Source organism: Herbiconiux liangxiaofengii (assembly GCF_041927335.1).
Taxonomy (GTDB): Bacteria; Actinomycetota; Actinomycetes; order Actinomycetales; family Microbacteriaceae; genus Herbiconiux; species Herbiconiux liangxiaofengii.
Genome location: NZ_JBHFHD010000010.1, coordinates 132,360 through 156,677, shown reverse-complemented (window position 1 = coordinate 156,677; position 24,318 = coordinate 132,360). Strand labels below are relative to the sequence as shown.

The window sequence follows — 24,318 nt, the reverse complement described above, 5'->3', positions numbered from 1 at the left end:
TACAGCGATGCCGCGAGGTCGGCACGGGTGGATCGCTTCGACCGAGCATGATCGACGGCCGAGCGCTAACGTTGAAGCGACGGCACGGGTCCACCCGGGCAGAAACGGCACGGCAGATTGTGGCAATCGAGCGACGCGTCTTCCTCGCGGGCGCCCTCTCGGCCGTCTCGCTCGCCGCTCTGGCCGCGTGCACGCCGCAGCCGCCCCGGCCCGCCCCCACCGTGGCTCCCACGGCTGCGGTGCCGTCGCCGGTCCCCCGCCCGGCGGGTTTCTTCCGGAGCGCCTGGTCGACCGATCCGTTCTCGCTCGGCTCGTTCAGCAGCACACCGGTCGGCGCGAACCCGGCCGACCGTGCAGCCCTCCGCGAGACCGTCGGAGGCCGCGTGGCCTTTGCCGGAGAGGCGGTCGACGGCGAGCATCCCGGCACCCTGCAGGGGGCGGCCGGCTCGGGCACCGAGGCCGCCGAGCGGATCGCCGCCGTCTCCGACGAGGGCGACCGCGTCGCCGTGGTGGGCGCCGGGCTCGCCGGAGCCCTGGCGGCTCGCGCCCTGGCCGACGCGGGTTTCGACGTGGTGGTGATCGAGGGCCGCGACCGCATCGGCGGCCGCATCCTCACCCGCGACGACGACAGCTGGCCCTTCCCGGTCGAACTGGGGGCCGCGAGCGTCCAGGGCTCCGGCCTCGACGACCTGCTCACCGCCTCCGACGTCGACACGCTCACGCTCGACGCCACCTCCGAGGTGCGCACGACCAAGGGCGGGCTCGATCCGTCGAGCACCGTGGGGCCGGATGCGGTGGCGGCGGCCATCGGCTGGGCGCGAGCCCAGGAAGCCGACAGCTCGCTCGCCTCCGCCCTGTCGGCCTCGGGCGCCGACGCGGTGTCGACCCAGCCGGATGCCGACGGAGTCTCCCCTGCCGACCGGATCGCCCATTACGTCGACACGGCCGTGGCCGTCGCCACGGGCGCGAGCTCGTTCGAACTCTCGGCGAGCTACGGCGTGCCCGCGTCCGCGGCGGAGCCGGCACCGTCATCCGGTGCGGACACCGACCCCGAGACCACCAGGCGGCTCGTGGTGGGCGGGCTCGACGCGGTGGTCTCCGACGCCCTCGACGGGCTCGACGTCCTGCTGTCGAGCACGGTCATCCGCATCGGCCACGACGACGACGGCGTGAATCTGCGACTCGGCCGCGGGGAGTCGCTCAAGGTCGACCGGGTGATCGTGACGGTGCCTCTCGGCGTGCTGCAGGCGGAGGCCATCGAGTTCGACCCTCCCCTGCCCGACTCACTGGTGCAGTCGATCGACGCTCTCGGCGTCGGCGAACTGGAGCAGCTCTGGCTGCGCTTCGACGAGCCGTTCTGGTCGACCGAGGCCACGGTGCTCTCGGTGATCGGCGACACGTCGGTGGTGGCGCAGTGGATCAACCTCCTGCCGCTCACGGGCCAGCCGATCCTGATCGGTCTCTCCGCGGCCGACGACGTGCCGGTGGGCGCCGCCCTCAGCGACGACGAGTTCGTGCGGGCCGCGCTGGCGACGCTGGAACCCTGGGTCGACGCGGCAGCACCGGCCGCCACCGGCTCACCCACACCAGCAGTGCCGTGATGCCGGCGAACAGGGCCAGCGCGATCCCGGAGTAGAACGCGAACTCGAGCGGCGTCACCTGGTCGGGGTCGAGGAAGAAGTAGGGGTACCAGCCCACGATCGACCCGCGGACGAGGGTGAACACCCCCCACACGATCGGGAAGCCCAGCGAGATCGGCACCGTCCGCCAGAGCAGCCGCGGCCGGCCCACACCGACGATCCAGTCCAGGATGAGCAGCGACGGGATCCAGAAGTGCAGCAGCTGGCTCGACCAGGGCACCTCGATGCGGTACTGGTGGCTCGAGGCCTGCGAGACGATGGTGCCGAAGACGATCCCCGACACGATGACGTAGGTGGTGACGATGCCGCGGAAGGTGCTGAAGACGGCTCCCCCGCGCCCCGGCCGCCGGAGGGCGAGCATGCTCGAGGCGATGAGCACCCCGATGTTCACCAGATTGCTCTGGAACGTGAAGTACAGGAAGTAGTTGACGGTGGAGAACGTGCTGAAGCCCAGCGTGTAGTCGAGATCGAACACCAGGGCCACCACGCCCACGGCCGCCAGTGCGAGTCGCAGCCACGCGAAGACACGGTGCACGCGGGCTCCGATCGTCGTCTGCAGGCGGCCGGGGCGTCCGGTCGGCATCTACGCTAGTCGCTCGGCCAATCCGATCCCGGCGCGGCTCCGAACACGACGCGTGAAGGATGACCTCGAGCCCTACGCTCCCTATGGACTCGTCCACGATCCCGCGACTGCTGGCCTGCGCCGGGTGGTCGTGCCCACCAGGGTGGGGCCTGTGGTGCTGCACGTCAGCCCCCGGCGCACCTCCGGGCCGGCGACCGTGCTGCTGCACGGAGCCGCGGGGTCGTGGACGACGTGGACGCCGCTGCTCCAGGCCGCCGACGCCGCGGGCTCCCGGCCCGCCGACCTCGTGCTGGTCGATCTTCCGGGCTGGGGCGAGTCGCCGTTCCCGGATCGCCCGCTCTCCAACGGACGGTCAGCGGTGAGCGTCGAAGCGTACGCCGGTGTCGTCCGAGACGCCGTGAGCGCCTTAGGCTACCACTCCTGGCATCTGCTGGGGCACTCGATGGGCGGTTTCATCGCCCTGCACCTCGCTGTCGCCGAGCCGGCGCGCACCGAGTCGGTGAGCCTGGTGTCGCCCACCGGGCCCGCAGTGGTCGAGGCGGCACGGCATCCGGTCGTCGGCCTGGTCAGGATGCCGGGGTTCGCGGGGCTGCGGGCGGTGATGCGGGCGTTCGCACCCGGCGGCGGCGCCGCATCCGTTCTGCTCACCGCACTGGGGCGGCTGGGGCTGCTGAAGCCGGTGGTGGCGCCCCTGTTCGCCCGGCCCTCGAACGTGCCGGGCGAGGTTCTGGCCACCCTCGCCCGCGAGGTCAGGCCGGAGTCGTTCGCCGCCGCCGCGCGTGCCGCCGCGGCCTATGACCTCGGTCGCTGGTCGGGCATCCGCTGTCCGGTGTACTCGGTGCGCGGGGCACGCGACGTGTTCGTCTCCGCAGACGACGACCAGCGGATGACCGAACTCGTTCCCGGCCTCGGCATCACCGAGGTGGCTGCGGCCGGTCACTTCGCCCACATCGAGGCTCCGGCCACTGTGCTCGCAGCTCTGAAGGCCGCGCGGAGGGGCTACGGCAAGAACGGGCTGATCGGCTGCGCCGTCAGTCGGCGAGAATGAGGTAGAGGGCTCGCCGGAGCTCGTCGACCTTGCCGGCGGCCTGCACCCGCTGTTCCTCCGAGGCCGCCGTGCGGAACTGGTGCAGCACGCCCATCAGCTTCGTGACGCTCTCGAACAGCTCGGCGTCGGCCGCCGAACGGCCCGCCGTCACCTCCCAGGCGCGGTCGAGCTCCTCAGCGTGCTCGGCCACGTAGGCCGCGCCCGACTCGGTGAGCTCGAACCGGGTGCGCCGACCCTCGCCGGTCGACACGATCAGGTCTTCGTCGACCAGCTGCTGCAGGGTGGGGTAGATCGAGCCGGGGCTCGGGCGCCACACTCCCCCGGTCTTCTCGGCGATGGCCTTGATCAGGCCATAGCCGTTCGAGGGCGCGTCGACGAGCAGCGACAGGATGGCGGCTCGAACGTCGCCTCGCCCCGCCCGGCCGCCACGGCCACCGCGCGGACCGAAACCTCCACCGAACTCGCCTCGGCCGAAGCCGCCGCCGAAACCGGGGCCGCCGGGGCCGCCGAATCGTGGATCGTGATGCATGCCGCGCACGGACGTCCGCCTCTCCTGACGGTTCGGATCATCGCGGTCGAAGCACCGCGATACGTCGACGATATGTCGCCCGATCGTACCGGTCAAGCCAATATGATCGCTGCATGCACGAAGAGCCGTGGGACCGTACCCCTATCCAGCCTCAGAGCGTCGATGCGCCGCTGTCGACGTCCGCCGTCTTCCTCACCGTCACGATCGCGCCGGGCCAGGAGGCCGCCGACCGGGTTCGCGACGTCGTCTCCGACATCGGCGGACTCGTGCGGGCGGTGGGCTTCCGCGATCTCAACGGGCATCTCTCGTGCAACGTGGGCATCGGCTCCGAGGCCTGGGACCGATTCGGCCAGCCGTCACGGCCGGCGCAGTTGCGCCCCTTCGTCGAGGTGCGGGGGCCGGTGCACACCGCCGTCGCGACCCCCGGCGACCTGCTCTTCCACATCCGGAGCGAGCGGGCCGACTTCGGCTTCGAACTCGAGCGGCTGCTGCTGAGCAAGCTGGGCGACGACGTGACCGTGGTCGACGAGGTGCAGGGGTTCCGGTACTTCGACTCACGCGACCTGCTCGGCTTCGTCGACGGCACCGAGAACCCCACCGGCACCGCCATGGCCAGCTCGTCGCTGGTGGGCTCGGAGGACGCGGACTTCGCAGGCGGCAGCTACGTCGTCGTGCAGAAGTACCTGCACGACCTCGCGGCCTGGAACGCCCTGCCGGTGGAGCTGCAGGAGCGCATCATCGGGCGTACCAAGCTCGACAACGTCGAGCTGGAGGACGAGCCGGGAACCCGCACCTCGCACAAGGGCCTCGCGACCATCGTCGACGCCAACGGGGTGGAGCACGACATCCTGCGCGACAACATGCCGTTCGGCCGACCGGGGGCGGGCGAGTTCGGCACCTACTTCATCGGCTACGCCCGCGAGCTCTGGGTGATCGAGCAGATGCTCCGCCGAATGTTCGTGGGCGACCCGATCGGCTCGTACGACCGCATCCTGGACGTGTCGACGGCGGTGACGGGCGCGACGTTCTTCGTGCCCTCGAACGACGTGCTGGAGGCGCTGGCGCCCTGACCGGCGCCCTGTCGGTCTCGACTGAGAACGAAAGAACCCCGGCCGCTCTGCGACCGGGGTTCTTCTGTTTCGGTGGACCCGAGGGGATTCGAACCCCTGACCCCCTGCATGCCATGCAGGTGCGCTACCAGCTGCGCCACGGGCCCATTTCTGGGTGGCAATCGCTTGCCCGCTGTTTTCGCCTCCGGCGGAAACAACTTGTCTAGGTTACTACATCTCCGGAGCGTTCGTGACCACTCAGGCCTCGGCGGCGGTGACCGCGAGCGGAATGACCGGGCAGTCCTTCCAGAGGCGTTCCAGGGAGTAGTACATGCGGTCCTCCTCGTGGAAGACGTGCACCACGAGGTCGCCGAAGTCGAGCAGGATCCACCGCCCCTCTGAGGCCCCCTCGCGTCGGAGGGTCTTCACGCCGGCCTCGCCGAGGCGATCCTGGATCTCCTCGGCGATGGCGATCACGTTGCGCTCGTTGCGGCCGGAGGCGAGCAGGAACACGTCGGTGAGGGGCAGAGGCCCCGAGACGTCGAGAGCCACGAGGTTCTCGGCCTGCTTGTCGTCGGCGGCGCGGGCCGCGGTCTGTGCGAGTTCGGTGGCAGTGGTGGAAGCAGTCACGAAGACTTTCTGATCAGCCCGGGCTCAGAAGGCCTGGAACACGAAGACGGCGAGCAGCAGGCCCACCACGCCCACGGCGAGGACGCCGGCGGTGATGGCCAGCACGACCGGGGCGTTGGCCCGGGCCCGCTTGGGGGGAGCGATCAGCGAGGTCGAGGAGGTGTTCGTGCTGATGGCACGGCTCGCGCTGACGGGGGCGACATCCGAGCCGCCCGACTCGACCTCGGAGCGCTCCAGCAGAGTGTCGAGGTCGTTGGATTCCAGACCCGACGCGGGGGCGCCGAGCGATCCGAAGCTCTTGGGCAGGTCGATCGACCCGGTGATGATGACCTCGCCCGTCTCGTCCAGCGCCGTGCCCACGTCGCCGGAACCCGGCACGGAGGGCAGCACGAGTGCGCTGGTGGTGGAGATCGAGTTGGTGGCCGCGGTGTTGCGCAGCGAGATGAGGTCGTCGAACGACGAGGGCAGTTCGTCGCTGGAGGCGCGGGTGCGCTCGCTCGGGCTCTGGAACAGCGGAGCCAGATCGGGGCCGCTCGCCGCCTGGCGTTCCTCGGCCTCGACGTGCGCCGCGGCCTCGTGCGTGGGATCGACGGTCTCGGCGATAGGGACGTCGATCACCATCTCCTCGACCACGGTGTCGCGGTCGGCATCGGTGCTGGGCACGATCTCGGCGTGCTCGGCCGTGTCGTCGGCCTGCGGCTCGTCGGGCGGGCTCTGCACGAGCACGGGGTCGGACATGGGCACGACCTCGATCACGGGGTCGGGCGAACCGGCGGGCTCGGCGTCGTCGACGGCCTCGTCGGCGGAGACGATCTCGGGAACGATCGTGTCTTCGTCGATGCCCTCGTCGGGGCGCACCTCAGCGGCGGGCTGCTCCTCGGCGGCGGCGCGCTGGCGCTCCAGCTCGCGCAGCTGACGCCTGGTCAGCGGCTGACCATCGTGTGACAAACTCATTCAACACTCCGATATAGGTGGTGCTTGGTGATGTACTGAACGACACCGTCGGGTACCAAGTACCACACCGGAAAACCCCGGCCGACCCGGCCGCGACAGTCAGTGGACGATATCGCAAGCGCAGGAACTTCCAAATAGCTTACGTCGTGGCGCGGCAAAGACGAAACCGCGAAGGTGTGACCCGGCCGGGAGACCGCCACGAAGTGGGCGAGATCCCAGAGGCCGTCGACGTCTTTCCAGCTCAGGATCTGAGCGATGGCGTCGGCACCGGAGATGAAGAAGAGGTCGGCGTCGGGGTGTGCCGCCTTGATGTCGCGCAGGGTGTCGATGGTGTAGGTGACGCCACCGCGGTCGATGTCGACCCGGCTCACGGTGAAGCTGGGGTTCGACGCCGTGGCGATGACGGTCATCAGATACCGGTGCTCAGCGGGACTCACCGGTTCTTTGTGCCAGGGCCGGCCGGTCGGAACGAAGACCACTTCGTCGAGCTCGAAGGAGGTGGCGACCTCGCTGGCCGCGACGAGGTGACCGTGGTGAATGGGGTCGAACGTGCCGCCCATCACGCCGATGCGCGGGCGGCGGCCGGATTCGAGGTCGCCGACGGGCGTATCGCTCGTCATCTGCGCGGGCTAGTGATCCGCACCCGTGCGGTCGGCGTGGCCGTGCACGTCGTGGGTGGAGGCGAACTTCGCCGACTTCTGGGGGTGGCGGTTCGCCACGTCGCGGTAGCTCCAGGTGACGAAGCCGAGCGCGATGAAGATGACAGCCGCGATCAGGCCGAACACGATCGGGGCGAACGGGAGCTGCACGGGCTCGTTGACGGCTGCGAGCGTGCTCACCAGAACAGACATTGCTTCTCCCACGATGTTTCGACGGAACTTCAGTCTCTACGATACCGCTAACTGCGCGACTGGCCCGACCCCCGCACCTTCCACTTCGTCGAGGTGAGCTCCGGCAGCCCCATCGGGCCCCTGGCGTGCAGTTTCTGGGTGGAGATGCCCACCTCGGCCCCGAAGCCGAACTCGCCGCCGTCGGTGAACCGCGTCGAGGCGTTCACCATCACCACGGCGGAGTCGACCTCGTTGAGGAACCGCTCGGCGTTGCCGAGGTCGTTGGTGATGATCGATTCGGTGTGGTGCGTCGAGTACCGGCGGATGTGCTCCATCGCCTCGTCGAGGTCGCGCACCACCCGCACGGCGAGGTCGAGGCTCATGTACTCGGTGGCCCAGTCGTCGTCGGTGGCTGCGACCGCCTCGGGGAAGAGCGCCCTGGTGGCCTCGTCGCCGTGCACGGTGACCCCGGATGCGCGCAGGCGATCCAGAACCGCCGGCAGCAGGCGGCTCGCGGCCGCCTCGTGCACCAGCAGCGTCTCGAGGGCGTTGCACACGCTGGGGCGCTGCACCTTGGCGTTGTGCACGATGTCGACCGCCCACTCGGGGTTCGCCGACTCGTCGAGGAAGACGTGCACCACCCCGTCGCCCGTCTCGATCACGGGCACCTGCGACTCCGTGACCACAGCCTGGATGAGACCGGCGCTCCCCCGCGGGATCAGCACGTCGACCCCGCCCCGCGCGCGCATCAGGCGGGTGGCGCCCTCGCGCCCGAACTCGTCGATGGTCTGCACCGAGGCGGCCGGCAGGCCCACCGATTCCAGAGCCGCCTGGATGAGCGACACCAGCACCCGGTTGGTGTTCTCTGCCGCCGACCCGCCGCGCAGCACAGCGGCGTTGCCGCTCTTGAGCGCCAGCGCCGCGATGTCGACGGTCACGTTGGGCCGGGCCTCGTAGATCACACCCACCACACCGAAGGGCACCCGCACCTGATCGATGCGCACTCCATTGGGCAGGTTGCGGCCCCGGATGCTCTCCCCGACCGGGTCGGTGAGAGTCGCGATCTCGCGCACGGCACCGGCGAGCGACGACAGGCGCTCGGCGCCCAGTCTCAGTCTGTCCTGCAGGGCGACGGAGAGCCCGTTCTCCCGGCCGTTGGCGAGGTCGAGGTCGTTGGCCGGCACGATCTGGTCGGCACCTGACTCGATGGCGACGGCGATGGCCTCCAGGGCCCGGTTCTTCACGTCGGTCGTGGCGGTCGCGAGCACGATCGAGGCGGCGCGCGACGCGGCGAGCGTCTGGTCGAAGGCGTCACCGCCTTCGGACGGCGCGATGATCTCGTCGGGAACGGTGACGTCGGCGGCAGCGGTGGTGACCTCGGGCATGCAGCGAATTCTACTCGTCGACGAGCGACACCGATCCGCTGGCGAGGGGTTCGCGCATGGGCGCGGCCGGTTCGAAGAACGTTCCGACGTCGTGCCCCGAGAGAGCGTCGGCCACGAGAGCGGTGGAGGTGACCAGCACCGCGGTGCCGGCGGTGGCGGCGAGCCGCGCCGCCCCCACCTTGGTGGCGGCTCCCCCGGTGCCCACGCCCGCGGCCCCGATGTCACCGAAGGTCACGCCCGCGAGATCATCGCCGAGCGGGACCTCGGCGATCTTCACCGCCCCGGGCTCGGCCGGCGGGCGCGTGTAGAGCGCGTCGACGTCGGAGAGCAGCACCAGCGCATCCGCCTCGACCAGCAGCGACACGAGCGCGGCGAGCCGGTCGTTGTCGCCGAAGCGGATCTCCTGGGTGGCGACGGTGTCGTTCTCGTTCACGATCGGCAGGATGCGCAGGCCCAGCAGCCGGTCCATCGCGCGCTCGGCGTTGGAGCGGTGGGTGGGGTTCTCGAGGTCGCCCGCGGTGAGCAGCACCTGGCCTGCCGTGATGCCGTAGCGACGCAGGCTGTTCTGGTAGCGGTAGATCAGCACGTTCTGGCCCACTGCGGCGGCCGCCTGCTGCGTGGCCAGATCGGTGGGTCGAGAGTCCAGTGCGAGATACGGCATGCCGGTGGCGATGGCGCCCGACGACACCAGGATCACCTCGGTGCCCCGCGCGTGCGCGGCCGAGAGGGCGTCGACGAGCGGCTCGATCTGGCCCGCGTTGTCACCGCTGATCGACGAGGAGCCGACCTTCACCACCACGCGGCGGGCGCCGGGGATCTGGTCGCGACGACTGACGCGGCGTCGGTTCACTGCGCGTCCTCGGCCTCGTCCGCGCCCTTCCACAGGCCCGCTTCCTTCTCGCGCACGAGTTCGGCACGGGCCTCGGCTTTCGCGTCCATCAGGTCGAAGTAGTCCTCGCGGCGCTGCACGTTGGTGCGGCGCCGGCCTCCGTCCAGACGCGGGTCTGTTCCGCGCGGCGCGGTGACCAGTTCGGCCGTGGACGTGAGGGTGGGCTCCCAGTCGAACACGATCGCGTTGCCGCGGCCGATCACCACAGTGGAGCCGGCGACGGCACCCTTCTTGAACAGCTGGTCTTCGACCCCGAGCTTCGCGAGCCGGTCGGCCAGGAAGCCGACGGCCTCGTCGTTGGTGAAGTCGGTCTGCTGCACCCAGCGTTCGGGCTTTTGGCCGATGATGCGGTACACGTTGCCGTGGGTACCGCCCTCGACCTCGATGTGGAAGCGCGACTCGTCGACGGCCCGCGGGCGCAGGATGATCTTCTGCGGGGCCGGGTTCTCCGCGGCCTCGATCCGGGACTTCGACACCAGCTCGGCCAGCGCGAAGGAGAGCTGACGCAGCCCCTCGTGGCTGGCGGTCGAGATGGAGAACACGCGGTAGCCGCGGGCCTCGAGCTCGGGCGTGACGAAGTCGGCCAGCTCGCGGGCCTCCGGCACGTCGATCTTGTTCAGGGCGATGAGCTGGGGGCGCTCGAGCAGGGGCACCTGACCCTCGGGCACGGGGTACGCCCCGAGTTCGCCCAGGATGACGTCGAGGTCGCTGATGGGGTCGCGGCCGGGCTCGAGGGTGGCGCAGTCGAGCACGTGCAGCAGCGCGCTGCAGCGCTCGACGTGACGCAGGAACTCCAGGCCCAGGCCCTTGCCCTCGCTCGCGCCCTCGATCAGGCCGGGCACATCGGCGATGGTGTAGCGCGTGCCACCGGACTCGACCACGCCGAGGTTCGGGTGCAGCGTGGTGAACGGATAGTCGGCGATCTTCGGCTTCGCCGCCGACATCGCGGCCACCAGGCTCGACTTGCCGGCGGAGGGGTAGCCCACGAGAGCCACGTCGGCCACCGTCTTGAGCTCGAGCAGCACGTCGCCCACCCAGCCGTCGGTGCCGAGCAGGGCGAAGCCGGGCGCCTTGCGCTTGGTGGTGGAGAGCGCGGCGTTGCCGAGCCCTCCCTGACCGCCCTCGGCGACGACGAACCGCATGCCCGGCTCGCTCATGTCGATGAGCTCGTTGCCCTCGGCGTCTTTCACCACGGTGCCCACCGGAACGGCGAGCTCGATCTCCTCGCCGTTGCCGCCGGCGCGGTGGTCGCCCATTCCGGGGCCGCCGTTGGGCGAGGACCGGTGCGGCGCACGATGGAAGCCGAGCAGCGTGGTGGTCTGGGAATCACTGACCAGCACGATGTCTCCACCGTGCCCGCCGTTGCCGCCGTCGGGCCCCGCGAGGGGCTTGAACTTCTCACGGCGAACGGACACGCATCCGTTGCCGCCGTTGCCCGCCTTGAGATGGAGGGTCACATGGTCGACGAAAGTCACCATTTGCGGTTACCTCGATATCTTTCTGCTGAGCGAACGACGATGGGCGGGCCGAAGCCCGCCCATCGCGAAGGTGTTGCCGGTGGCGGGATTACTCCGCGGCCGCCGCGACGATGTTGACGACCTTGCGGCCACCCTTGCGACCGAACTCGACCGAGCCCGCCGAGAGGGCGAACAGCGTGTCGTCTCCGCCACGGCCGACGTTCACGCCGGGGTGGAAGTGGGTGCCGCGCTGGCGGACGATGATCTCGCCCGCTCCGACGACCTGGCCACCGAAGCGCTTGACACCCAGACGCTGTGCGTTGGAGTCACGACCGTTGCGAGTGGAACTCGCACCCTTTTTGTGTGCCATGGTTTCTGATCCCTACTTGATTCCGGTGACCTTGACGCGGGTGAGCTCCTGGCGGTGGCCCTGGCGCTTCTTGTAGCCGGTCTTGTTCTTGAACTTCTGGATGACGATCTTGGGGCCGCGGAGGTCGTTGAGGACCTCGGCGGTGACCTTCACCTTGGAGAGCGACGTGGCGTCGGAGGTGATGTTCTCACCGTCGACGAGCAGCACAGCCGCCAGCTCGATGTTGCCGTTCTCGTCGGCTTTGATTCGATCGAGGGTGACGATAGTGCCGACCTCGACCTTTTCTTGCCGACCACCGGCGCGCACAACTGCGTAAACCAATTTACGTACCTAACTCTTCTCGGGGCCCTCATAAGCGCACTCTGCATAAGCGTTGTTGCGACGCTTGGAAGTCTTGGCGTTCTGGGGAGGAATGCTCCACGCACACCAGCGGTCAAGCCTACTCGACAGAGTGATTTCGGTCAAACCGGGGCGGGTGGGATACTCGCTCCATGACCGTGCTGATCGATGTGCCGATGTGGCCTGCCCACGGTACCATCTGGGGCCACCTGGTCAGCGACGAATCGCTGGACGAGTTGCATTCCTTCGCCGAACGGGCGGGTCTGCCGCCCCGGAGCTTCGATCTCGACCACTACGACGTGCCCGCCGACAAGCACGACGCGCTCGTGGCGGCGGGCGCCGTACCGGTGAGCTACCGCGAGCTCGTGGTGCGTCTGCGCCGGAGCGGTCTCCGTGTGCGCGGTCGCGACCGCGCCGCTGCGCACGCCGCGCACCGCGCCTGACCCCTCGCCGACACGTCGCGAAAGCCCGCCGGCAGGGGCTGCGGGCGGGCTTTCGCGACGGGTCGGCGGCGGGTTACTCGGCGGTGTCGACCGGGGCCGAGACCACGGCCGAGGTCGAGACCCGACGGCTGCGCGATCGGCCCTGGCCGGGCTGCTTCGGCGCCGGGAGGGCGTCGAGCACCGAGTCGAGCAGGTGCGAGGCCTCCTCGGGCTTCACCCGCGGGGTTCGCGGAGCCTTCGTGACCGGGATGTCGAGAATGGCGATCGCGGGCTCCTGAGCGGCCGCTGCGGCCGCTGCGGGTGCTCCGGATGCCGGTGCGTCCTCGACACGGGCGGCCGCCAGCACGGGTGCCTGCGCCGAGACGGCGGGCTCGGGCGACGTGGTGGCGGACGGCGCGCCGGCGCGCTCGGGCGCGGAATCGGCGGGGCCCGCCGCATCCGGCGCCTGCTCGGAGTCACCCCGGGTGTGGCGCGACTTGCGCCGCCGGGAGCTGGAGCGCTCGGCGGCCTTCTCGGCCGAGGGGCCGGCTGACGCGGGGGCCGGCGCTGCGGCGTCGGCCTCCGGAGCGGCGGTGAGGGATGCCGCGGCGGGAGCCTGGGCGTCGACCGGAGCCTGGACGTGGGAGTCGACGGCGGGTGCCGCACCCGCCGCATCCGTCGCCGGCTCGCCGTCGTGCTTGGCCGCGGCGATGGTGGACGCCGCGATCTGGGCGAGGGCGTTCTTGGCGTTCTCGGTGATGGCGTGGGTGACGCCGTTGCCGTTGGAGCCGCCGGTCGACGCGCCACCGGTGGACGATCCGCCGGAGCCGTTGCCACCGGTCGGACCGGTGCCGTTGGACCCGTTGCCGTTGGCACCACGGCCGCCACGACGGCCGCCGTTGCCCGAGCCGTCGCGGTTGCCCCCCGCGGAGCCCCCGGAGGACGGCTGAGCGCTCTGGCGGTGCTTCAGCACGGGGTCGTGGTGCACGATCACGCCACGGCCGGCGCAGACCTCGCAGGCCTCGCTGAAGGACTCCAGCAGGCCGAGGCCGAGCTTCTTGCGGGTCATCTGCACGAGACCGAGCGAGGTGACCTCGGCCACCTGGTGCTTGGTGCGGTCGCGGCTGAGGCACTCGACGAGCCGCCGCAGCACGAGGTCGCGGTTGGACTCGAGCACCATGTCGATGAAGTCGACCACGATGATGCCGCCGATGTCGCGGAGCCGGAGCTGCCGCACGATCTCCTCGGCGGCCTCGAGGTTGTTCTTGGTGACGGTCTCCTCGAGGTTGCCGCCCGACCCGACGAATTTGCCGGTGTTCACGTCGACCACGGTCATGGCCTCGGTGCGGTCGATCACGAGCGAACCGCCCGAGGGCAGCCAGACCTTGCGGTCGAGCGCCTTCTCGATCTGCTCCGAGATGCGGTACTCGTCGAAGGCGTCTTTCTCGCCCTCGTACTTCTCGACGCGGTCGAGCAGGTCGGGGGCGACCCCCGCGAGGTAGCTCTCGATGGTGGCCTGCGCGTCGTCGCCCGAGATGACCAGGCGGTGGAAGTCCTCGTTGAAGACGTCGCGCACGATCTTGATCAGAAGATCGGGCTCGGAGTGCAGCAGGTGCGGTGCCTGCTGTTTGGCCACCTGCTCGCTGATGTGCGCCCACTGCGAGGTGAGGCGGTTGACGTCGAGTGTGAGCTGCTCCTCGGTGGCGCCCTCCGAGGCGGTGCGCACGATGACGCCGACGTTGTCGGGCAGCACCTCCTTGAGGATGCGCTTCAGACGGGCGCGCTCGGTGTCGGGGAGCTTGCGCGAGATGCCGTTCATCGAGCCGTTGGGCACGTACACGAGGTAGCGGCCGGGCAGGCTCACCTGGCTGGTGAGCCGGGCGCCCTTGTGGCCCACCGGGTCTTTGGTGACCTGCACCAGCACGGTGTCGCCCGACTTCAGCGCCAGTTCGATGCGGCGCGGCTGCGAGCCCTTGCCCTCGTTGTTGCCGGCGGCGGCCTCCCAGTCGACCTCGCCGGAGTAGAGCACGGCGTTGCGGCCGCGCCCGATGTCGACGAAGGCGGCCTCCATGCTCGGCAGCACGTTCTGCACGCGGCCGAGGTAGACGTTGCCGATGAGCGAGGCGTCCTGCGCCTTCGCCACGTAGTGCTCCACCAGCACGCCGTCTTCGAGCACGCCGATCTGGATCTTGTCGTTCTTGGCGCGCACCACCATCACGCGGTCGACGGCCTCGCGGCGGGCGAGGAACTCGGCCTCGGTGACCACGGGGCGGCGGCGGCCGGCGTCGCGGCCGTCGCGGCGGCGCTGCTTCTTGGCCTCGAGGCGGGTGGAGCCCTTGATGCGCTGCGGCTCGGTGATGAGCTCGGGTTCGCGCGGCTCACGTTCACGCGGTTCGCGCTCGCGCGGGGTGCGCACCTTGATGACGGTGTTGGCCGGGTCGTCGGAACCGCCGCGGTTCTCCTCGCCGGAGCGGCGACGGGAGCGGCGGCGCACCGACGACTCGGGGGCCTGGTCGTCGTTGTCGCGGTTGTCGCGCGGGTCGCGGTCGCGGGGATCGCGGTCGCGGGGATCGCGGTCGCGGGGATCGCGGTCACGGTCGCGCCCGCCGTCGCGGTCGCCGCGCGGGGGCAGCGGCGGCAGGTCGGGCAGGTCGGGGGCCTGGAAGAACAACGACGTGGTGCTGAGCGCGCGCGGACGCTCGGGGGCTGCGGGAGCCGCGAAAGCCGAGCCCGCGGCGCTGAACGGGGCGAGCCCGGGCTCGTCGTCGTGCGGGCCGGCGTCGAGCACGGGGGCATCGGGCGCGGGGGCATCGGGCGGCGTCGGCGCCGTGGAGTCGACCTCGACCGAGGCGGCCGGCTCGGAAGCCGGCGTCGGTTCGGGGGTGGTCACCGACTCCGAGAGGGTGGATGCAGGGGCATCCGTTCTCTTCACCGCCCGCCGGCCGCCGAAGAGGCGGCCCTTGCGGCGGCCGTTCACGTCGTGACCGTCGTTGTCGTTGTGGGAATTGCCGTTGTGTGAATTGTTCTCCACCATCACTGGTGCACTCCTTGCCAGCCGTGGGCTCTCGCCCGTCGGCAGGTACTCTCACGAGCGAAGTTCCGCCTGCGCGTCGCCTCCGCTGATCTCGCTCATGCGCCGGGCCGCCGTCTGGCCGCCCTGGTCGCTCTGTCTGTCTTCGTGTCGGGGTCTGACGCCTCGAGGGACCGCGCTGGCGCAGCCCCGGGACGATGAGCCCGAAAAGTCTTCGTTGCGGTTTTCGTGACGATCACCAAAACCTCCGTCGATTATCGCACGCATTCCCAGAATGCTCGCGAACGCGCTCTGCGATACTGACGTCGTGCCTGCCGAAACCGTTCCCTACCGTCGCCCGATCGGGCTGGCTCTGCTGCTGATCGTGGCGGGAGTGCTGGGCTGGTACTCCTCGTTCGATCTGACGCTGGAGAAGATCCAGACGCTGATCAACCCCGACTACGTGCCGAGCTGCAACATCTCGCCCCTGGTGACCTGTGGGCCCAACATGGCGAGCAGCCAGGGCTCGGTGTTCGGGTTCCCCAACCCCATCATCGGCGTGGCCGCGTTCGTGGCGCCGATCGTGGTGGGCATGGCCATCCTGGCCGGTGCCCGGTTCGCGAAGTGGTTCTGGGTGCTGTTCAACCTGGGTTTCGTGGCGGCGGTGGCGTTCATCGTCTGGCTGATGTCGGTGAGCATCTTCGTGCTCGGCACGCTCTGCCCCTATTGCATGCTCGTGTGGGCCAGCGTCATCCCGATGTTCTGGTACGTGACGGCCTACAACGTCAAGCAGGGCCACTTCGGCAACGGCCGCTCGAGCCGCGAGGTGGCGGCCGTGGTGTACCCGTTCGTGTGGACGCTGGTGCTGCTGAGCTACCTGGTGGTCGTGGTGCTGGCGCAGCTGCGGCTGGACGCCGTCACCACCATCCTGCAGACGCTCTGACGAGAACGACGGATGCGGCCCGGGCCCGGGCGCGAGTGCGTCGCCGGGCCCGGCCGGCGGTCAGGAGAACCAGAGGGCGAGCTCGCGCTGCGCCGACTCGGGCGAGTCGCTGCCGTGCACGAGGTTCTGCTGCACCTTCAGGCCCCAGTCGCGGCCGAGGTCGCCGCGGATGGTGCCGGGAGCCGCGGTGGTGGGGTCGGTGGTGCCGGCGAGCGAGCGGAAGCCCTCGATCACGCGGTTGCCCGCGATGCGCAGGGCGACGACCGGGCCCGACTCCATGAACTCCACGAGGGGTTCGTAGAAGGGCTTGCCCTGGTGTTCCTCGTAGTGCGCGGCGAGCAGTTCGCGTTCGGGCTGGAGCAGACGGATGTCGACGAGCTGGTAGCCCTTGGCCTCGATGCGGCGGAGGATCTCACCGGTGAGGTTGCGGGCGACGCCGTCGGGCTTGACGAGAACGAGCGTTTCTTCGACGTAGGTGGTCATGGTGACCAACCCTAGCGAACCGGCTCAGGCGTCGTCGTCGCGCTGGGCGGCGGCCCAGGCCGCCTTCTCACGGTCGATCTGGGCGCCCTTGATCATGCAGTACACCCACAGGCCGATGAAGATCGCTGCGACGATGGCGAGGGTGGGCACCAGGAAGCAGGTGGCCACGATGACGGCCTGCAGAACCCAGCCGAGCGCGTAGCCCCAGCGGAACTTCAGCAGTGCCACGTTCGCGATCAACAGCAGGCAGAGCGCCGCTCCCCCGCCCAGCGCCAGCGGGGCCGGCAGCGCCTTGAGACCGAAGATCACCAGCGCCGCGAAGAACATCACGATCGACTCGAAGCCGAGCACGATCGACGCGAGACTCTGCCGGACGGATGCGCCCCTCACTCGGACGCCTCGCCCTTCCACCCCTCGGCGGCGGCTCGGCTGATGGCCTCGCCGACGAGCGTGATGGAGCCGGTGACGAGCACGGCACCCTTCTCCGTCTCGCCCGCGATCTCGCGGGCCTGGTCGAGGGCCGACTCGAGGTCGGGCTCCACCAGCACGCGGTCGGCGCCGGCGATGCCCACCACGATCGACGCCAGCTCGTCGGGGTCGATCGAGCGCTCGGAGGAGCTGGTGGTCACGACGAACTCCGACACCACCGGGTCCAGGGCGCGGATGATGCCCTCCACGTCTTTGTCGGCGAGGATGCCCACGACGGCCACCACCTTGTCGAACGTGAAGTACTCCCCCACCGCCTGGGCGAGCGCAAGGGCCCCGCCCGGGTTGTGCGCGGCGTCGACCAGCACGGTGGGCTCGATGCCCACGAGCTGCAGCCGGCCGGGCGAGGTGGCCGTCGCCAGCCCCTCGGTGATCACGTCGTCGGCGAGAGCCTGGGTTCCGCCGCCCACGAACGACTCGACCGCCGCCACCGCGACCGCGGCGTTGTGGCCCTGGTGGGTGCCGTACATCGGCAGGAAGACCTCGCGGTAGGTACCTGCCAGCCCCTGGATGGAGACCACCTGGCCGCCCACCGCCACGGTGGATTCCAGCAGCCGGAAGGCCGTGCCCTCGAGCGCGAAGGTGGCCTCGGACAGCTCGGCCGCCCGCTCCAGCTCGCCCAGCGCCTCCGCCGGCTGCAGCGACGACACCACCTGCGCCGCAGGCTTCACGATGCCCGACTTGGTGCGGGCGATCTCGGCGATCGTGCCGCCGAGCCGGTTCATGTGATCGAGCGAGATGGGCGTGAACACCGCCACCTGGCCGTCGGCGACGTTCGTGGAGTCCCACTCGCCGCCCATCCCGACCTCGATCACGGCCACGTCGACCGGCGCCTCGGCGAACGAGGCGAATGCCAGCACCGACAGGGCCTCGAAGAAGGTCAGGTGCGGCTCGCCCGCAGCCTCGAGCTCGGAGTCGACGAGCTCGAGGAACGGCTCGATGTCGGCGTAGTTCGCCGCGAGAGCCTCGTTGGAGATGGGCACGCCGTCGACCATGATGCGCTCGTTCAGCCGCTCGAGGTGCGGACTCGTGAACAGGCCGGTGCGGAGCCCCAGCGCGCGGAGCAGGCTCTCGGTCAGCCGGCTCGTGGAGGTCTTGCCGTTCGTGCCCGTGATGTGGATGATCGGGTAGGACTGCTGGGGGTCGCCGAGAAGCTCCACCACCCGGCGGGTGGCCGAGAGCCGGGGCTGGGGAGCCGCCTCGCCGAGGCGCGACAGCAGAGCCTCGTAGACGGCGTCGCCCTGCTCCACGAACTCGTCGGGGGCGTCGAGGCCGACGCCCTGGAAGTCGTCGCCCGTGTTCGGGGCGAACTCGCTCTCAGAGTCGTTCGGGTCGTCCGAGGGCGGGCCGAAGTCGCCGCCGAAGAAGTTGTGGTCGTCAGACAAGGGCGTTCTCCAGTTCGATCGTCACGCGACCGGATGACCCGACCGCGACGGACTGCCCGGATTCGCCGGACCCGTCATCCGTGAGTTCCGCCAGGATCGGCACACCCGCCGCCAGCACTTCTCCGGCCACCAGCTCGAGCAACTGCGGGAACTCGGTGAACGCGCTCAGGGAGTCGCCGTCGAGCTTCAACCGGAGCCGGATGCGATCCGTCACCAGGAGGTTGCTGAGCTTCCGCTGGTTCTGAACCGCCCGGATCACGTCGCGCGCGAGCCCCTCGGCCTCGAGCTCGGGGGTGAGCGTGGTGTCGAGCAGCACGAAACCGCCCGTGGGCAACAGCGCCAGCGCGCTGCTGCGCCCGGATTCACCCTCGGCCGAGTCGGCGGCCGCCTCGAGCACGAGTTCGTACTCGCCCTCGAGCAGGTCGATGCCACCGGCGTTCACCACGCCGTTGGTCTCGTTCCAGTCGCCCGAGCGGGCGCCCTTGATGGCCTGCTGCACGCTCTTGCCGAGGCGCGGCCCCGCCACGCGGGCGTTCACGGTGAGGCGGGAGGTGATGCCGAACTCGGCCGCGCTGGTGGTGTGCTGGTCGACGAAGGTCACCGACTTCACGTTCAACTCGTCGCGCAGGATGCCCTCGAACTGCTCGAGGTTCGCCGCGTCGTCGGTGACGATCGTGAGGCCGGCCAGCGGCAGGCGCACCCGCAGACCGTTCTGCTTGCGCAGCGACAGCGCGGTCGACGAGATGGCGCGCACGGTGTCCATGGTGTGCACGAGCCCCGCATCCGCCGGGAAGTCGTTCTCGTCGGGCCAGTCGGTGAGATGAACACTGCGACCGCCGGTCAGGCCCTTCCACATGGCGTCGGAGACGAGCGGGATGAGCGGGGCCGCCACCCGGGTGACCGTCTCGAGCACCGTGTAGAGGGTGTCGAAGGCCGCGTGGTCGTCGCCCGACCAGAACCGGTCGCGTGACCGGCGCACGTACCAGTTGGTGAGCACGTCGGCGAAGTCGCGGAGGGTGGCCGACGCGACGGTGGCGTCGAGGCCCTCGAGGTCGGCCGTGACGCTCTGCACGAGTTCTCGCGTCTTGGCGAGAAGGTAGCGGTCGAGCACGTCGGTGGAGTCGGTGCGCCACCGGGCCTCGTAGCCGCCCTCCTGGGCGCTGTTGGCGTAGAGGGTGAAGAAGTAATAGGTGCTCCAGAGCGGCAGGAGCAGCTCGCGCACGCCCTGGCGGATGCCCTCCTCGGTGACGACGAGGTTGCCGCCGCGCAGCACCGAGCTCGACATCAGGAACCAGCGCATCGCATCCGAGCCGTCGCGGTCGAACACCTCGGAGACGTCGGGGTAGTTGCGCAGCGACTTCGACATCTTCTGGCCGTCGGAGCCGAGCACGATGCCGTGACTGATGACGTTGCGGAAGGCGGGCCGGTCGAACAGGGCGGTCGAGAGCACGTGCATCACGTAGAACCAGCCGCGGGTCTGCCCGATGTACTCGACGATGAAGTCGGCGGGGCTGTGGGTGCGGAACCAGTCCTGGTTCTCGAACGGGTAGTGCACCTGGGCGAACGGCATCGAACCCGAGTCGAACCACACGTCGAACACGTCGGAGATGCGGCGCATCGTCGAGCGGCCGGTGGGGTCGTCGGGGTTCGGGCGGGTGAGGTCGTCGATGAACGGGCGGTGCAGGTCGGGCTGACCGTCGCGGTTCAGTGGCAGGCGGCCGAAGTCGCGCTCGAGCTCCTCGAGAGAACCGTAGACATCCACGCGAGGGTACTCGGGGTCGTCGCTCTTCCACACCGGGATGGGCGAGCCCCAGTAACGGTTGCGTGAGATCGACCAGTCGCGGGCCCCGGAGAGCCACTTGCCGAACTGGCCGTCCTTGACGTTCTCGGGCACCCACTCGATCTGCTGGTTCAGGTCTTCCATCCGGTCGCGGATGGTGGTGACGCGCACGAACCAGCTCGACACCGCCTTGTAGATGAGCGGATTGCGGCAGCGCCAGCAGTGCGGGTAGCTGTGCTCGTAGCTCGCCTGGCGGAAGAGCCGGCCCTGGGCCTTGAGCAGCTGCGTGAGTGGCTTGTTGGCGTCGAACACCTGCAGGCCCTCGACGTCGTGCACGGTGGAGAGGAAGCGGCCACCGTCGTCGACGGAGATGATGACGGGGATGCCGGCGGCCTCGCAGACCTTCTGATCCTCCTCGCCGTAGGCCGGCGCCTGGTGCACGATGCCGGTGCCGTCGGTGGTGGACACGTAGTCGGCCACCAGGATCTGCCAGGCGTTCTGGGTGCCCCACTTCTCGGCGTCGGCGTAGTAGTCCCAGAGGCGGTCGTAGGCCACACCCTCGAGCTCACGGCCCTTCAGCGTGCGGGTGACGGATGCGCGGGCCTCGTCGGCCGAGTGGTAGCCGAGCTCCTTGGCGTAGTTGCCCACCAGGTCGACCGCGAGCAGGTAGTCGGCGACGAGCACCTGCTGGCCGCCCTCGCCCTCACGGGCGACCTCGGCGTCGGAGGTTCCGTTCGGCCCCGCGGGAACCACGGCGTAGTCGATGTCGGGCCCGACCGCGAGCGCCATGTTGGTGGGCAGCGTCCACGGGGTCGTCGTCCAGGCGAGCGCCCGCACGGCGGTGAGGCCGAGCGACTCGGCGCGGGATCCGACGAGCGGGAAGGTGACCGTGACGGTCTGATCCTGACGCATCTGGTAGACGTCGTCGTCCATCCGCAGCTCGTGGTTGGACAGCGGGGTCTCGTCCTTCCAGCAGTAAGGCAGCACCCGGTAGCCCTCGTACGCGAGGCCCTTGGTGTGCAGCTGCTTGAAGGCCCAGAGCACGCTCTCCATGAACGTGATGTCGAGCGTCTTGTAGTCGTTGTCGAAGTCGACCCAGCGCGCCTGGCGGGTGACGTACTCCTGCCATTCGCGGGTGTACTTCAGCACCGACTTCCGCGAGGCGTCGTTGAACACCTCGACGCCCATCTCCTCGATCTGGCTCTTCTCCGTGATGCCGAGCTGCTTCATCGCCTCGAGCTCGGCGGGGAGGCCGTGCGTGTCCCAGCCGAAGCGGCGGTCGACCTTCTTGCCGCGCATGGTCTGGAAGCGCGGGAAGACGTCTTTGGCGTACCCGGTGAGCAGGTGGCCGTAGTGCGGGAGGCCGTTCGCGAACGGCGGGCCGTCGTAGAACACCCACTCGGGGCCGCCCTCGCGGTTCGCGATGCTCGCGCGGAAGGTGTCGTCGTTCTTCCAGAACTCCAGCACACCCTCTTCGACGGCGGGGAAGCTCGGAGACGGGACGACGGAGCTGAACTCGTCGGAGTCTTTGGGGTACGTCATGGTTCTCCTGGACGGCCTGATCGGTGCTGCTGCCTGTTCCACGAGGACGGCCGGTTCTCACCCGCCGTGGTACCACCTCGCTTGCCGACCGATGCTCGCGCACCGGACGACCGCTCGTTCATAGGCTGTGACGGGCCCGACCCGTTCGGTTCTACTGGGCACCGATGACACTGGTGCCGTTCTTCCGAAGACTCCCCGGTGATGGCCGGTTCACAGTCGTTCAGTAGGCGATTCTAACCGATGTCGAAGCCCCGCAGCACAGGATGCACGACCTTCGTCAGATAGTCGCCGAGCGGCCGGCGCTCCGGTCCGTCGGCCGCCCACCGGCCCACGGCGGCGGCGGCGGCACCGATCGTCGCCAGCGCGATCGCCCTGGCCCGCAGCGGATCGACGCCCCGGCCGGCGAGGTGGCGCTCGATGGCGTCGGCGTGGGCAAGTGCGCGGGCGAGCCCCGCGGCCTTGAGCTCCTCGTCGACGCCCATCACCTGCCACTGCGTGAGCACGAGCGGTGCCCGGTCGGGCGTGAAGCCGTCGGCGGTGGTGGCGAGCGCGGTCTCGACGGATGCCAGCGGGTCGGCGTCGGCCGGGGCGTTCGAGAGGGCATCCGTCAGCGCCGCCAGGCTCGCGTCGAGCTCCACCCAGAGCAGGTCGGCCTTGGCCGGGAAGTAGTTGAAGAACGTGTTGCGGCTCACGCCGGCACGGCGGGCGATCTGCTCGATGGTGGTCTTGCCGTAGCCCTGCTCGAGGAAGAGCTCGGAGGCGGCCTCCTCCAGCATCCGCTGGGACGACGCGCGGGGCCGGCCTGCCATCGTCGCCTCCGGGAATAAATAGGTCGCGTACAAGAATTAGACTGGGTGGCGATCACAGCGGATCGCTCCCCCACCATCCCACACAGAACAGGCCCCCCGTGCCCTCACGCCCCCGATCACATGCCCTCTCGCTCGTGGGGCTCGCCACGGCATCCGCTCTTCTGCTCGCCGGATGCTCGGCGGGGAACGACCCGGCAGCGCCCGCCTCGACCCCGGTGTCGGGCGGAACGCTCACCTATGCCACGGGCTTCGGCGAACCGACCTGCCTCGACCCGCACGTGGGCGGCAACATGCCGCAGGCGCTCGTGGGCACGAACGTGCTCGAGTCGCTGTTCTCGCAGGACGACACCGGGGCCATCGTGCCGTGGCTGGCCGAGTCGGGCGAACCCTCCGCCGACGGGCTGAGCTGGGACGTGACGCTGCGCGACGGCATCACCTTCACCGACGGCACCCCGATGGACGCGGCCGCCGTGGTGGCCAACGTGGAGCACATGAAAGACCCGGCCACCGCGTCGTCGACCGCCATCCTGGCGCTCGGCAAGGTGACGAAGGTGGAGGCGGTCTCGCCCACCGTGGCCCGGTTCGAGCTGAGCGAGCCCGACAGCGCACTGCTGGAGTCGCTCGCGCAGACCTGGCTCGCCATGGAGTCGCCCGCGGGCCTCGCCCGGGGCATGGACGCGAACTGCGAGGCGCCGATCGGCACCGGGCCGTTCGTGTTCTCGGAGTGGGTGAAGCAGGATCACGTGACCCTCACGCGGAACGACGACTACAGGTCCGCCCCCGCGGGCGCGGCGCACGAGGGGCCGGCCTACCTGTCGGAGATCGTCTGGCGGTTCATCCCCGACCCGGCCACGCGATTCGCGGCCCTGCAGTCGGGCGAGGTCGACGCGATCGACGAGATGCAGCCCGACAACGTGGTGGCGGCGTCGGCGGAGGGCACCGGACTCGGGGTGCTCACCGGAGCGCTGCCCGGTGCGTCCATCCGGCTCGAGCTGAACTCCGGCTACGCCCCCTTCGACGACGAGCGGGTGCGGAAGGCGTTCATCGCCTCCGCCGACGTGAACCCGGGCATCCAGAGCCTGTTCTTCGGCACGGTCGAGCGGTCGTACTCGGTGCTGTCGTCGTCGACGCCTTATGGCGCTTCGTTCGAGGAGGACTACGCCATCGACACCGACAAGGCGAACGACCTGCTCGACGAGGCCGGCTGGACCACGCGCGACTCCGAGGGCTACCGCACGAAAGACGGCGAGCGGTTGACGGTCGACTTCCCGGTGTCGACGAACCAGTCCATCCCGGCCGAGGTGTCGCTGTTCGAGCAGATCCAGGCCACCACGAAGGCCGTGGGCTTCGACGTGGAGCTGCATCCGATGGACCTGTCGAGCTGGTACGCGGCCCTGGCCTCCTGGGACTTCGGGGTGACGAGCGCCATCTACACGAAGAATTCGGCCGACGTGCTGCGCATCCTGTACGACTCCGACAACATCCAGCCGGCGCCGTCGGGCTACCACCCGAACCACTCGCACGTGTCGATCCCCGAGCTCGACGACGCCGTGCGCACGGCCGGGCAGACGAGCTCGTCCGACGAGCGGGCCGAGCTGTACGAGAAGGCGCAGAAGATCCTCGCCGACGGCGCGTACGTGCTGCCGCTTTACGACCACCTGCAGAAGATCGGGTACCGCGACCAGGTGCAGGGGCTGTCGCTGCTGCCGACGCTGCAGATCCCGTACTTCGGCGACGCCTGGATCGCGGAGTAAC

General features: G+C 69.7%; 23 protein-coding genes and 1 tRNA gene. 6 read left to right on the top strand and 18 right to left on the bottom strand.

What is annotated here, in order from left to right:
* Positions 1-119: 119 nt before the first annotated feature.
* On the top strand, positions 120-1,601 hold the full coding sequence (locus ACEXOR_RS11370; protein ID WP_374849750.1) for a flavin monoamine oxidase family protein: 1,482 nt from the start codon (positions 120-122) through the stop codon (positions 1,599-1,601).
* Here the strand turns inward: ACEXOR_RS11370 and ACEXOR_RS11365 are convergent.
* A complete protein-coding gene (locus tag ACEXOR_RS11365; protein WP_374849749.1) occupies positions 1,498-2,223 on the bottom strand; it encodes a Pr6Pr family membrane protein in 726 nt (241 codons plus the stop codon). The two genes, ACEXOR_RS11370 and ACEXOR_RS11365, sit on opposite strands and share 104 nt — an antisense overlap.
* Before the next feature lie 52 nt (positions 2,224-2,275).
* On the opposite strand from ACEXOR_RS11365, the gene ACEXOR_RS11360 reads away from it, so the two are divergent.
* Positions 2,276-3,271: an alpha/beta fold hydrolase gene (locus ACEXOR_RS11360; RefSeq protein ID WP_374849748.1), complete on the top strand. Its 996-nt coding sequence runs from the start codon at positions 2,276-2,278 to the stop codon at positions 3,269-3,271.
* Here ACEXOR_RS11360 and ACEXOR_RS11355 read toward each other — a convergent pair.
* Positions 3,255-3,800: a PadR family transcriptional regulator gene (locus ACEXOR_RS11355; protein WP_374849898.1), complete on the bottom strand. Its 546-nt coding sequence runs from the start codon at positions 3,798-3,800 to the stop codon at positions 3,255-3,257. The genes ACEXOR_RS11360 and ACEXOR_RS11355 overlap by 17 nt on opposite strands.
* A 113-nt stretch (positions 3,801-3,913) precedes the next feature.
* On the opposite strand from ACEXOR_RS11355, the gene ACEXOR_RS11350 reads away from it, so the two are divergent.
* Complete coding sequence (locus ACEXOR_RS11350) at positions 3,914-4,870, top strand: Dyp-type peroxidase (protein WP_374849747.1); 957 nt, start codon at positions 3,914-3,916, stop codon at positions 4,868-4,870.
* A 73-nt stretch (positions 4,871-4,943) separates the two neighbouring features.
* Here the strand turns inward: ACEXOR_RS11350 and ACEXOR_RS11345 are convergent.
* The 10 genes from ACEXOR_RS11345 to rplU all read right to left on the bottom strand — a co-directional run bounded on the left by ACEXOR_RS11345 (position 4,944) and on the right by rplU (position 11,685).
* Positions 4,944-5,016 (bottom strand) — tRNA-Ala (locus ACEXOR_RS11345).
* Positions 5,017-5,107: 91 nt separating this feature from the next.
* Positions 5,108-5,479: a ribosome silencing factor gene (rsfS, locus tag ACEXOR_RS11340; RefSeq protein ID WP_374849746.1), complete on the bottom strand. Its 372-nt coding sequence runs from the start codon at positions 5,477-5,479 to the stop codon at positions 5,108-5,110.
* 24 nt (positions 5,480-5,503) lie between these two features.
* Positions 5,504-6,433 carry a hypothetical protein gene (locus tag ACEXOR_RS11335; RefSeq protein ID WP_374849745.1) on the bottom strand — a complete coding sequence of 310 codons (930 nt, stop codon included), beginning with the start codon at positions 6,431-6,433 and terminating at the stop codon, positions 5,504-5,506.
* Positions 6,430-7,053: a nicotinate-nucleotide adenylyltransferase gene (gene nadD, locus ACEXOR_RS11330; RefSeq protein ID WP_374849744.1), complete on the bottom strand. Its 624-nt coding sequence runs from the start codon at positions 7,051-7,053 to the stop codon at positions 6,430-6,432. The genes ACEXOR_RS11335 and nadD overlap by 4 nt, the downstream gene beginning before the upstream one ends.
* Positions 7,054-7,062: 9 nt before the next feature.
* Positions 7,063-7,284, bottom strand: a complete 222-nt coding sequence (locus ACEXOR_RS11325; protein WP_374849743.1) for a hypothetical protein — start codon at positions 7,282-7,284, stop codon at positions 7,063-7,065.
* A gap of 47 nt (positions 7,285-7,331) precedes the next feature.
* Positions 7,332-8,648: a glutamate-5-semialdehyde dehydrogenase gene (locus ACEXOR_RS11320; RefSeq protein ID WP_374849742.1), complete on the bottom strand. Its 1,317-nt coding sequence runs from the start codon at positions 8,646-8,648 to the stop codon at positions 7,332-7,334.
* A gap of 10 nt (positions 8,649-8,658) precedes the next feature.
* Positions 8,659-9,498: a glutamate 5-kinase gene (gene proB / locus ACEXOR_RS11315; RefSeq protein ID WP_374849741.1), complete on the bottom strand. Its 840-nt coding sequence runs from the start codon at positions 9,496-9,498 to the stop codon at positions 8,659-8,661.
* Positions 9,495-11,015, bottom strand: coding sequence for a GTPase ObgE (gene obgE, locus ACEXOR_RS11310; RefSeq protein WP_374849740.1), 1,521 nt, complete (start codon positions 11,013-11,015; stop codon positions 9,495-9,497). Before obgE ends, proB begins: the two co-directional genes overlap by 4 nt.
* An 88-nt stretch (positions 11,016-11,103) precedes the next feature.
* Positions 11,104-11,364 (bottom strand): 50S ribosomal protein L27, encoded by a 261-nt coding sequence (rpmA, locus tag ACEXOR_RS11305; protein ID WP_374849739.1) that lies wholly within the window; start codon positions 11,362-11,364, stop codon positions 11,104-11,106.
* A 12-nt stretch (positions 11,365-11,376) separates the two neighbouring features.
* Positions 11,377-11,685, bottom strand: a complete 309-nt coding sequence (rplU, locus tag ACEXOR_RS11300; protein WP_374849738.1) for a 50S ribosomal protein L21 — start codon at positions 11,683-11,685, stop codon at positions 11,377-11,379.
* Between the two features lie 170 nt (positions 11,686-11,855).
* On the opposite strand from rplU, the gene ACEXOR_RS11295 reads away from it, so the two are divergent.
* Positions 11,856-12,146 carry a DUF4031 domain-containing protein gene (locus ACEXOR_RS11295; protein ID WP_374849737.1) on the top strand — a complete coding sequence of 97 codons (291 nt, stop codon included), beginning with the start codon at positions 11,856-11,858 and terminating at the stop codon, positions 12,144-12,146.
* Between the two features lie 73 nt (positions 12,147-12,219).
* On the opposite strand, the gene ACEXOR_RS11290 is transcribed toward ACEXOR_RS11295, so the two are convergent.
* Positions 12,220-15,159, bottom strand: a complete 2,940-nt coding sequence (locus ACEXOR_RS11290; RefSeq protein ID WP_374849736.1) for an Rne/Rng family ribonuclease — start codon at positions 15,157-15,159, stop codon at positions 12,220-12,222.
* A gap of 304 nt (positions 15,160-15,463) precedes the next feature.
* Here ACEXOR_RS11290 and ACEXOR_RS11285 point away from each other — a divergent pair, with 304 nt between their 5' ends.
* Positions 15,464-16,078 carry a vitamin K epoxide reductase family protein gene (locus tag ACEXOR_RS11285; protein WP_374849735.1) on the top strand — a complete coding sequence of 205 codons (615 nt, stop codon included), beginning with the start codon at positions 15,464-15,466 and terminating at the stop codon, positions 16,076-16,078.
* 60 nt (positions 16,079-16,138) lie between these two features.
* Here the strand turns inward: ACEXOR_RS11285 and ndk are convergent, their stop codons facing one another.
* From ndk to ACEXOR_RS11260, 5 genes are all read right to left on the bottom strand, one after another.
* Complete coding sequence (ndk, locus tag ACEXOR_RS11280; RefSeq protein ID WP_374849734.1) at positions 16,139-16,561, bottom strand: nucleoside-diphosphate kinase; 423 nt, start codon at positions 16,559-16,561, stop codon at positions 16,139-16,141.
* A gap of 24 nt (positions 16,562-16,585) precedes the next feature.
* Entirely contained in the window at positions 16,586-16,951 is a 366-nt protein-coding gene (locus tag ACEXOR_RS11275) for a DUF4233 domain-containing protein (protein WP_374849733.1), read from the bottom strand.
* A complete protein-coding gene (locus tag ACEXOR_RS11270) occupies positions 16,948-18,297 on the bottom strand; it encodes a bifunctional folylpolyglutamate synthase/dihydrofolate synthase (protein WP_374849897.1) in 1,350 nt (449 codons plus the stop codon). The genes ACEXOR_RS11275 and ACEXOR_RS11270 overlap by 4 nt, the downstream gene beginning before the upstream one ends.
* Positions 18,298-18,424: 127 nt before the next feature.
* Positions 18,425-21,754 (bottom strand): isoleucine--tRNA ligase, encoded by a 3,330-nt coding sequence (ileS, locus tag ACEXOR_RS11265; protein WP_374849732.1) that lies wholly within the window; start codon positions 21,752-21,754, stop codon positions 18,425-18,427.
* 233 nt (positions 21,755-21,987) lie between these two features.
* Positions 21,988-22,563 carry a TetR family transcriptional regulator gene (locus tag ACEXOR_RS11260; RefSeq protein ID WP_374849731.1) on the bottom strand — a complete coding sequence of 192 codons (576 nt, stop codon included), beginning with the start codon at positions 22,561-22,563 and terminating at the stop codon, positions 21,988-21,990.
* Between the two features lie 98 nt (positions 22,564-22,661).
* Here ACEXOR_RS11260 and ACEXOR_RS11255 point away from each other — a divergent pair, with 98 nt between their 5' ends.
* Complete coding sequence (locus ACEXOR_RS11255) at positions 22,662-24,317, top strand: ABC transporter substrate-binding protein (protein WP_374849730.1); 1,656 nt, start codon at positions 22,662-22,664, stop codon at positions 24,315-24,317.
* Position 24,318 lies beyond the last annotated feature (1 nt).

Bases quoted from the DNA above. Each gene is read 5' to 3' on its own strand.
- ACEXOR_RS11365 (WP_374849749.1), bottom strand. From the start codon at position 2,223: ATGCCGACCGGACGCCCCGGCCGCCTGCAGACGACGATCGGAGCCCGC.
- ACEXOR_RS11355 (WP_374849898.1), bottom strand. From the start codon at position 3,800: ATGCATCACGATCCACGATTCGGCGGCCCCGGCGGCCCCGGTTTCGGC.
- ACEXOR_RS11350 (WP_374849747.1), top strand. From the start codon at position 3,914: ATGCACGAAGAGCCGTGGGACCGTACCCCTATCCAGCCTCAGAGCGTC.
- ACEXOR_RS11335 (WP_374849745.1), bottom strand. From the start codon at position 6,433: ATGAGTTTGTCACACGATGGTCAGCCGCTGACCAGGCGTCAGCTGCGC.
- nadD (WP_374849744.1), bottom strand. From the start codon at position 7,053: ATGACGAGCGATACGCCCGTCGGCGACCTCGAATCCGGCCGCCGCCCG.
- ACEXOR_RS11325 (WP_374849743.1), bottom strand. From the start codon at position 7,284: ATGTCTGTTCTGGTGAGCACGCTCGCAGCCGTCAACGAGCCCGTGCAG.
- ACEXOR_RS11320 (WP_374849742.1), bottom strand. From the start codon at position 8,648: ATGCCCGAGGTCACCACCGCTGCCGCCGACGTCACCGTTCCCGACGAG.
- obgE (WP_374849740.1), bottom strand. From the start codon at position 11,015: ATGGTGACTTTCGTCGACCATGTGACCCTCCATCTCAAGGCGGGCAAC.
- rpmA (WP_374849739.1), bottom strand. From the start codon at position 11,364: ATGGCACACAAAAAGGGTGCGAGTTCCACTCGCAACGGTCGTGACTCC.
- ACEXOR_RS11295 (WP_374849737.1), top strand. From the start codon at position 11,856: ATGACCGTGCTGATCGATGTGCCGATGTGGCCTGCCCACGGTACCATC.
- ACEXOR_RS11290 (WP_374849736.1), bottom strand. From the start codon at position 15,159: ATGGTGGAGAACAATTCACACAACGGCAATTCCCACAACGACAACGAC.
- ndk (WP_374849734.1), bottom strand. From the start codon at position 16,561: ATGACCACCTACGTCGAAGAAACGCTCGTTCTCGTCAAGCCCGACGGC.
- ileS (WP_374849732.1), bottom strand. From the start codon at position 21,754: ATGACGTACCCCAAAGACTCCGACGAGTTCAGCTCCGTCGTCCCGTCT.
- ACEXOR_RS11260 (WP_374849731.1), bottom strand. From the start codon at position 22,563: ATGGCAGGCCGGCCCCGCGCGTCGTCCCAGCGGATGCTGGAGGAGGCC.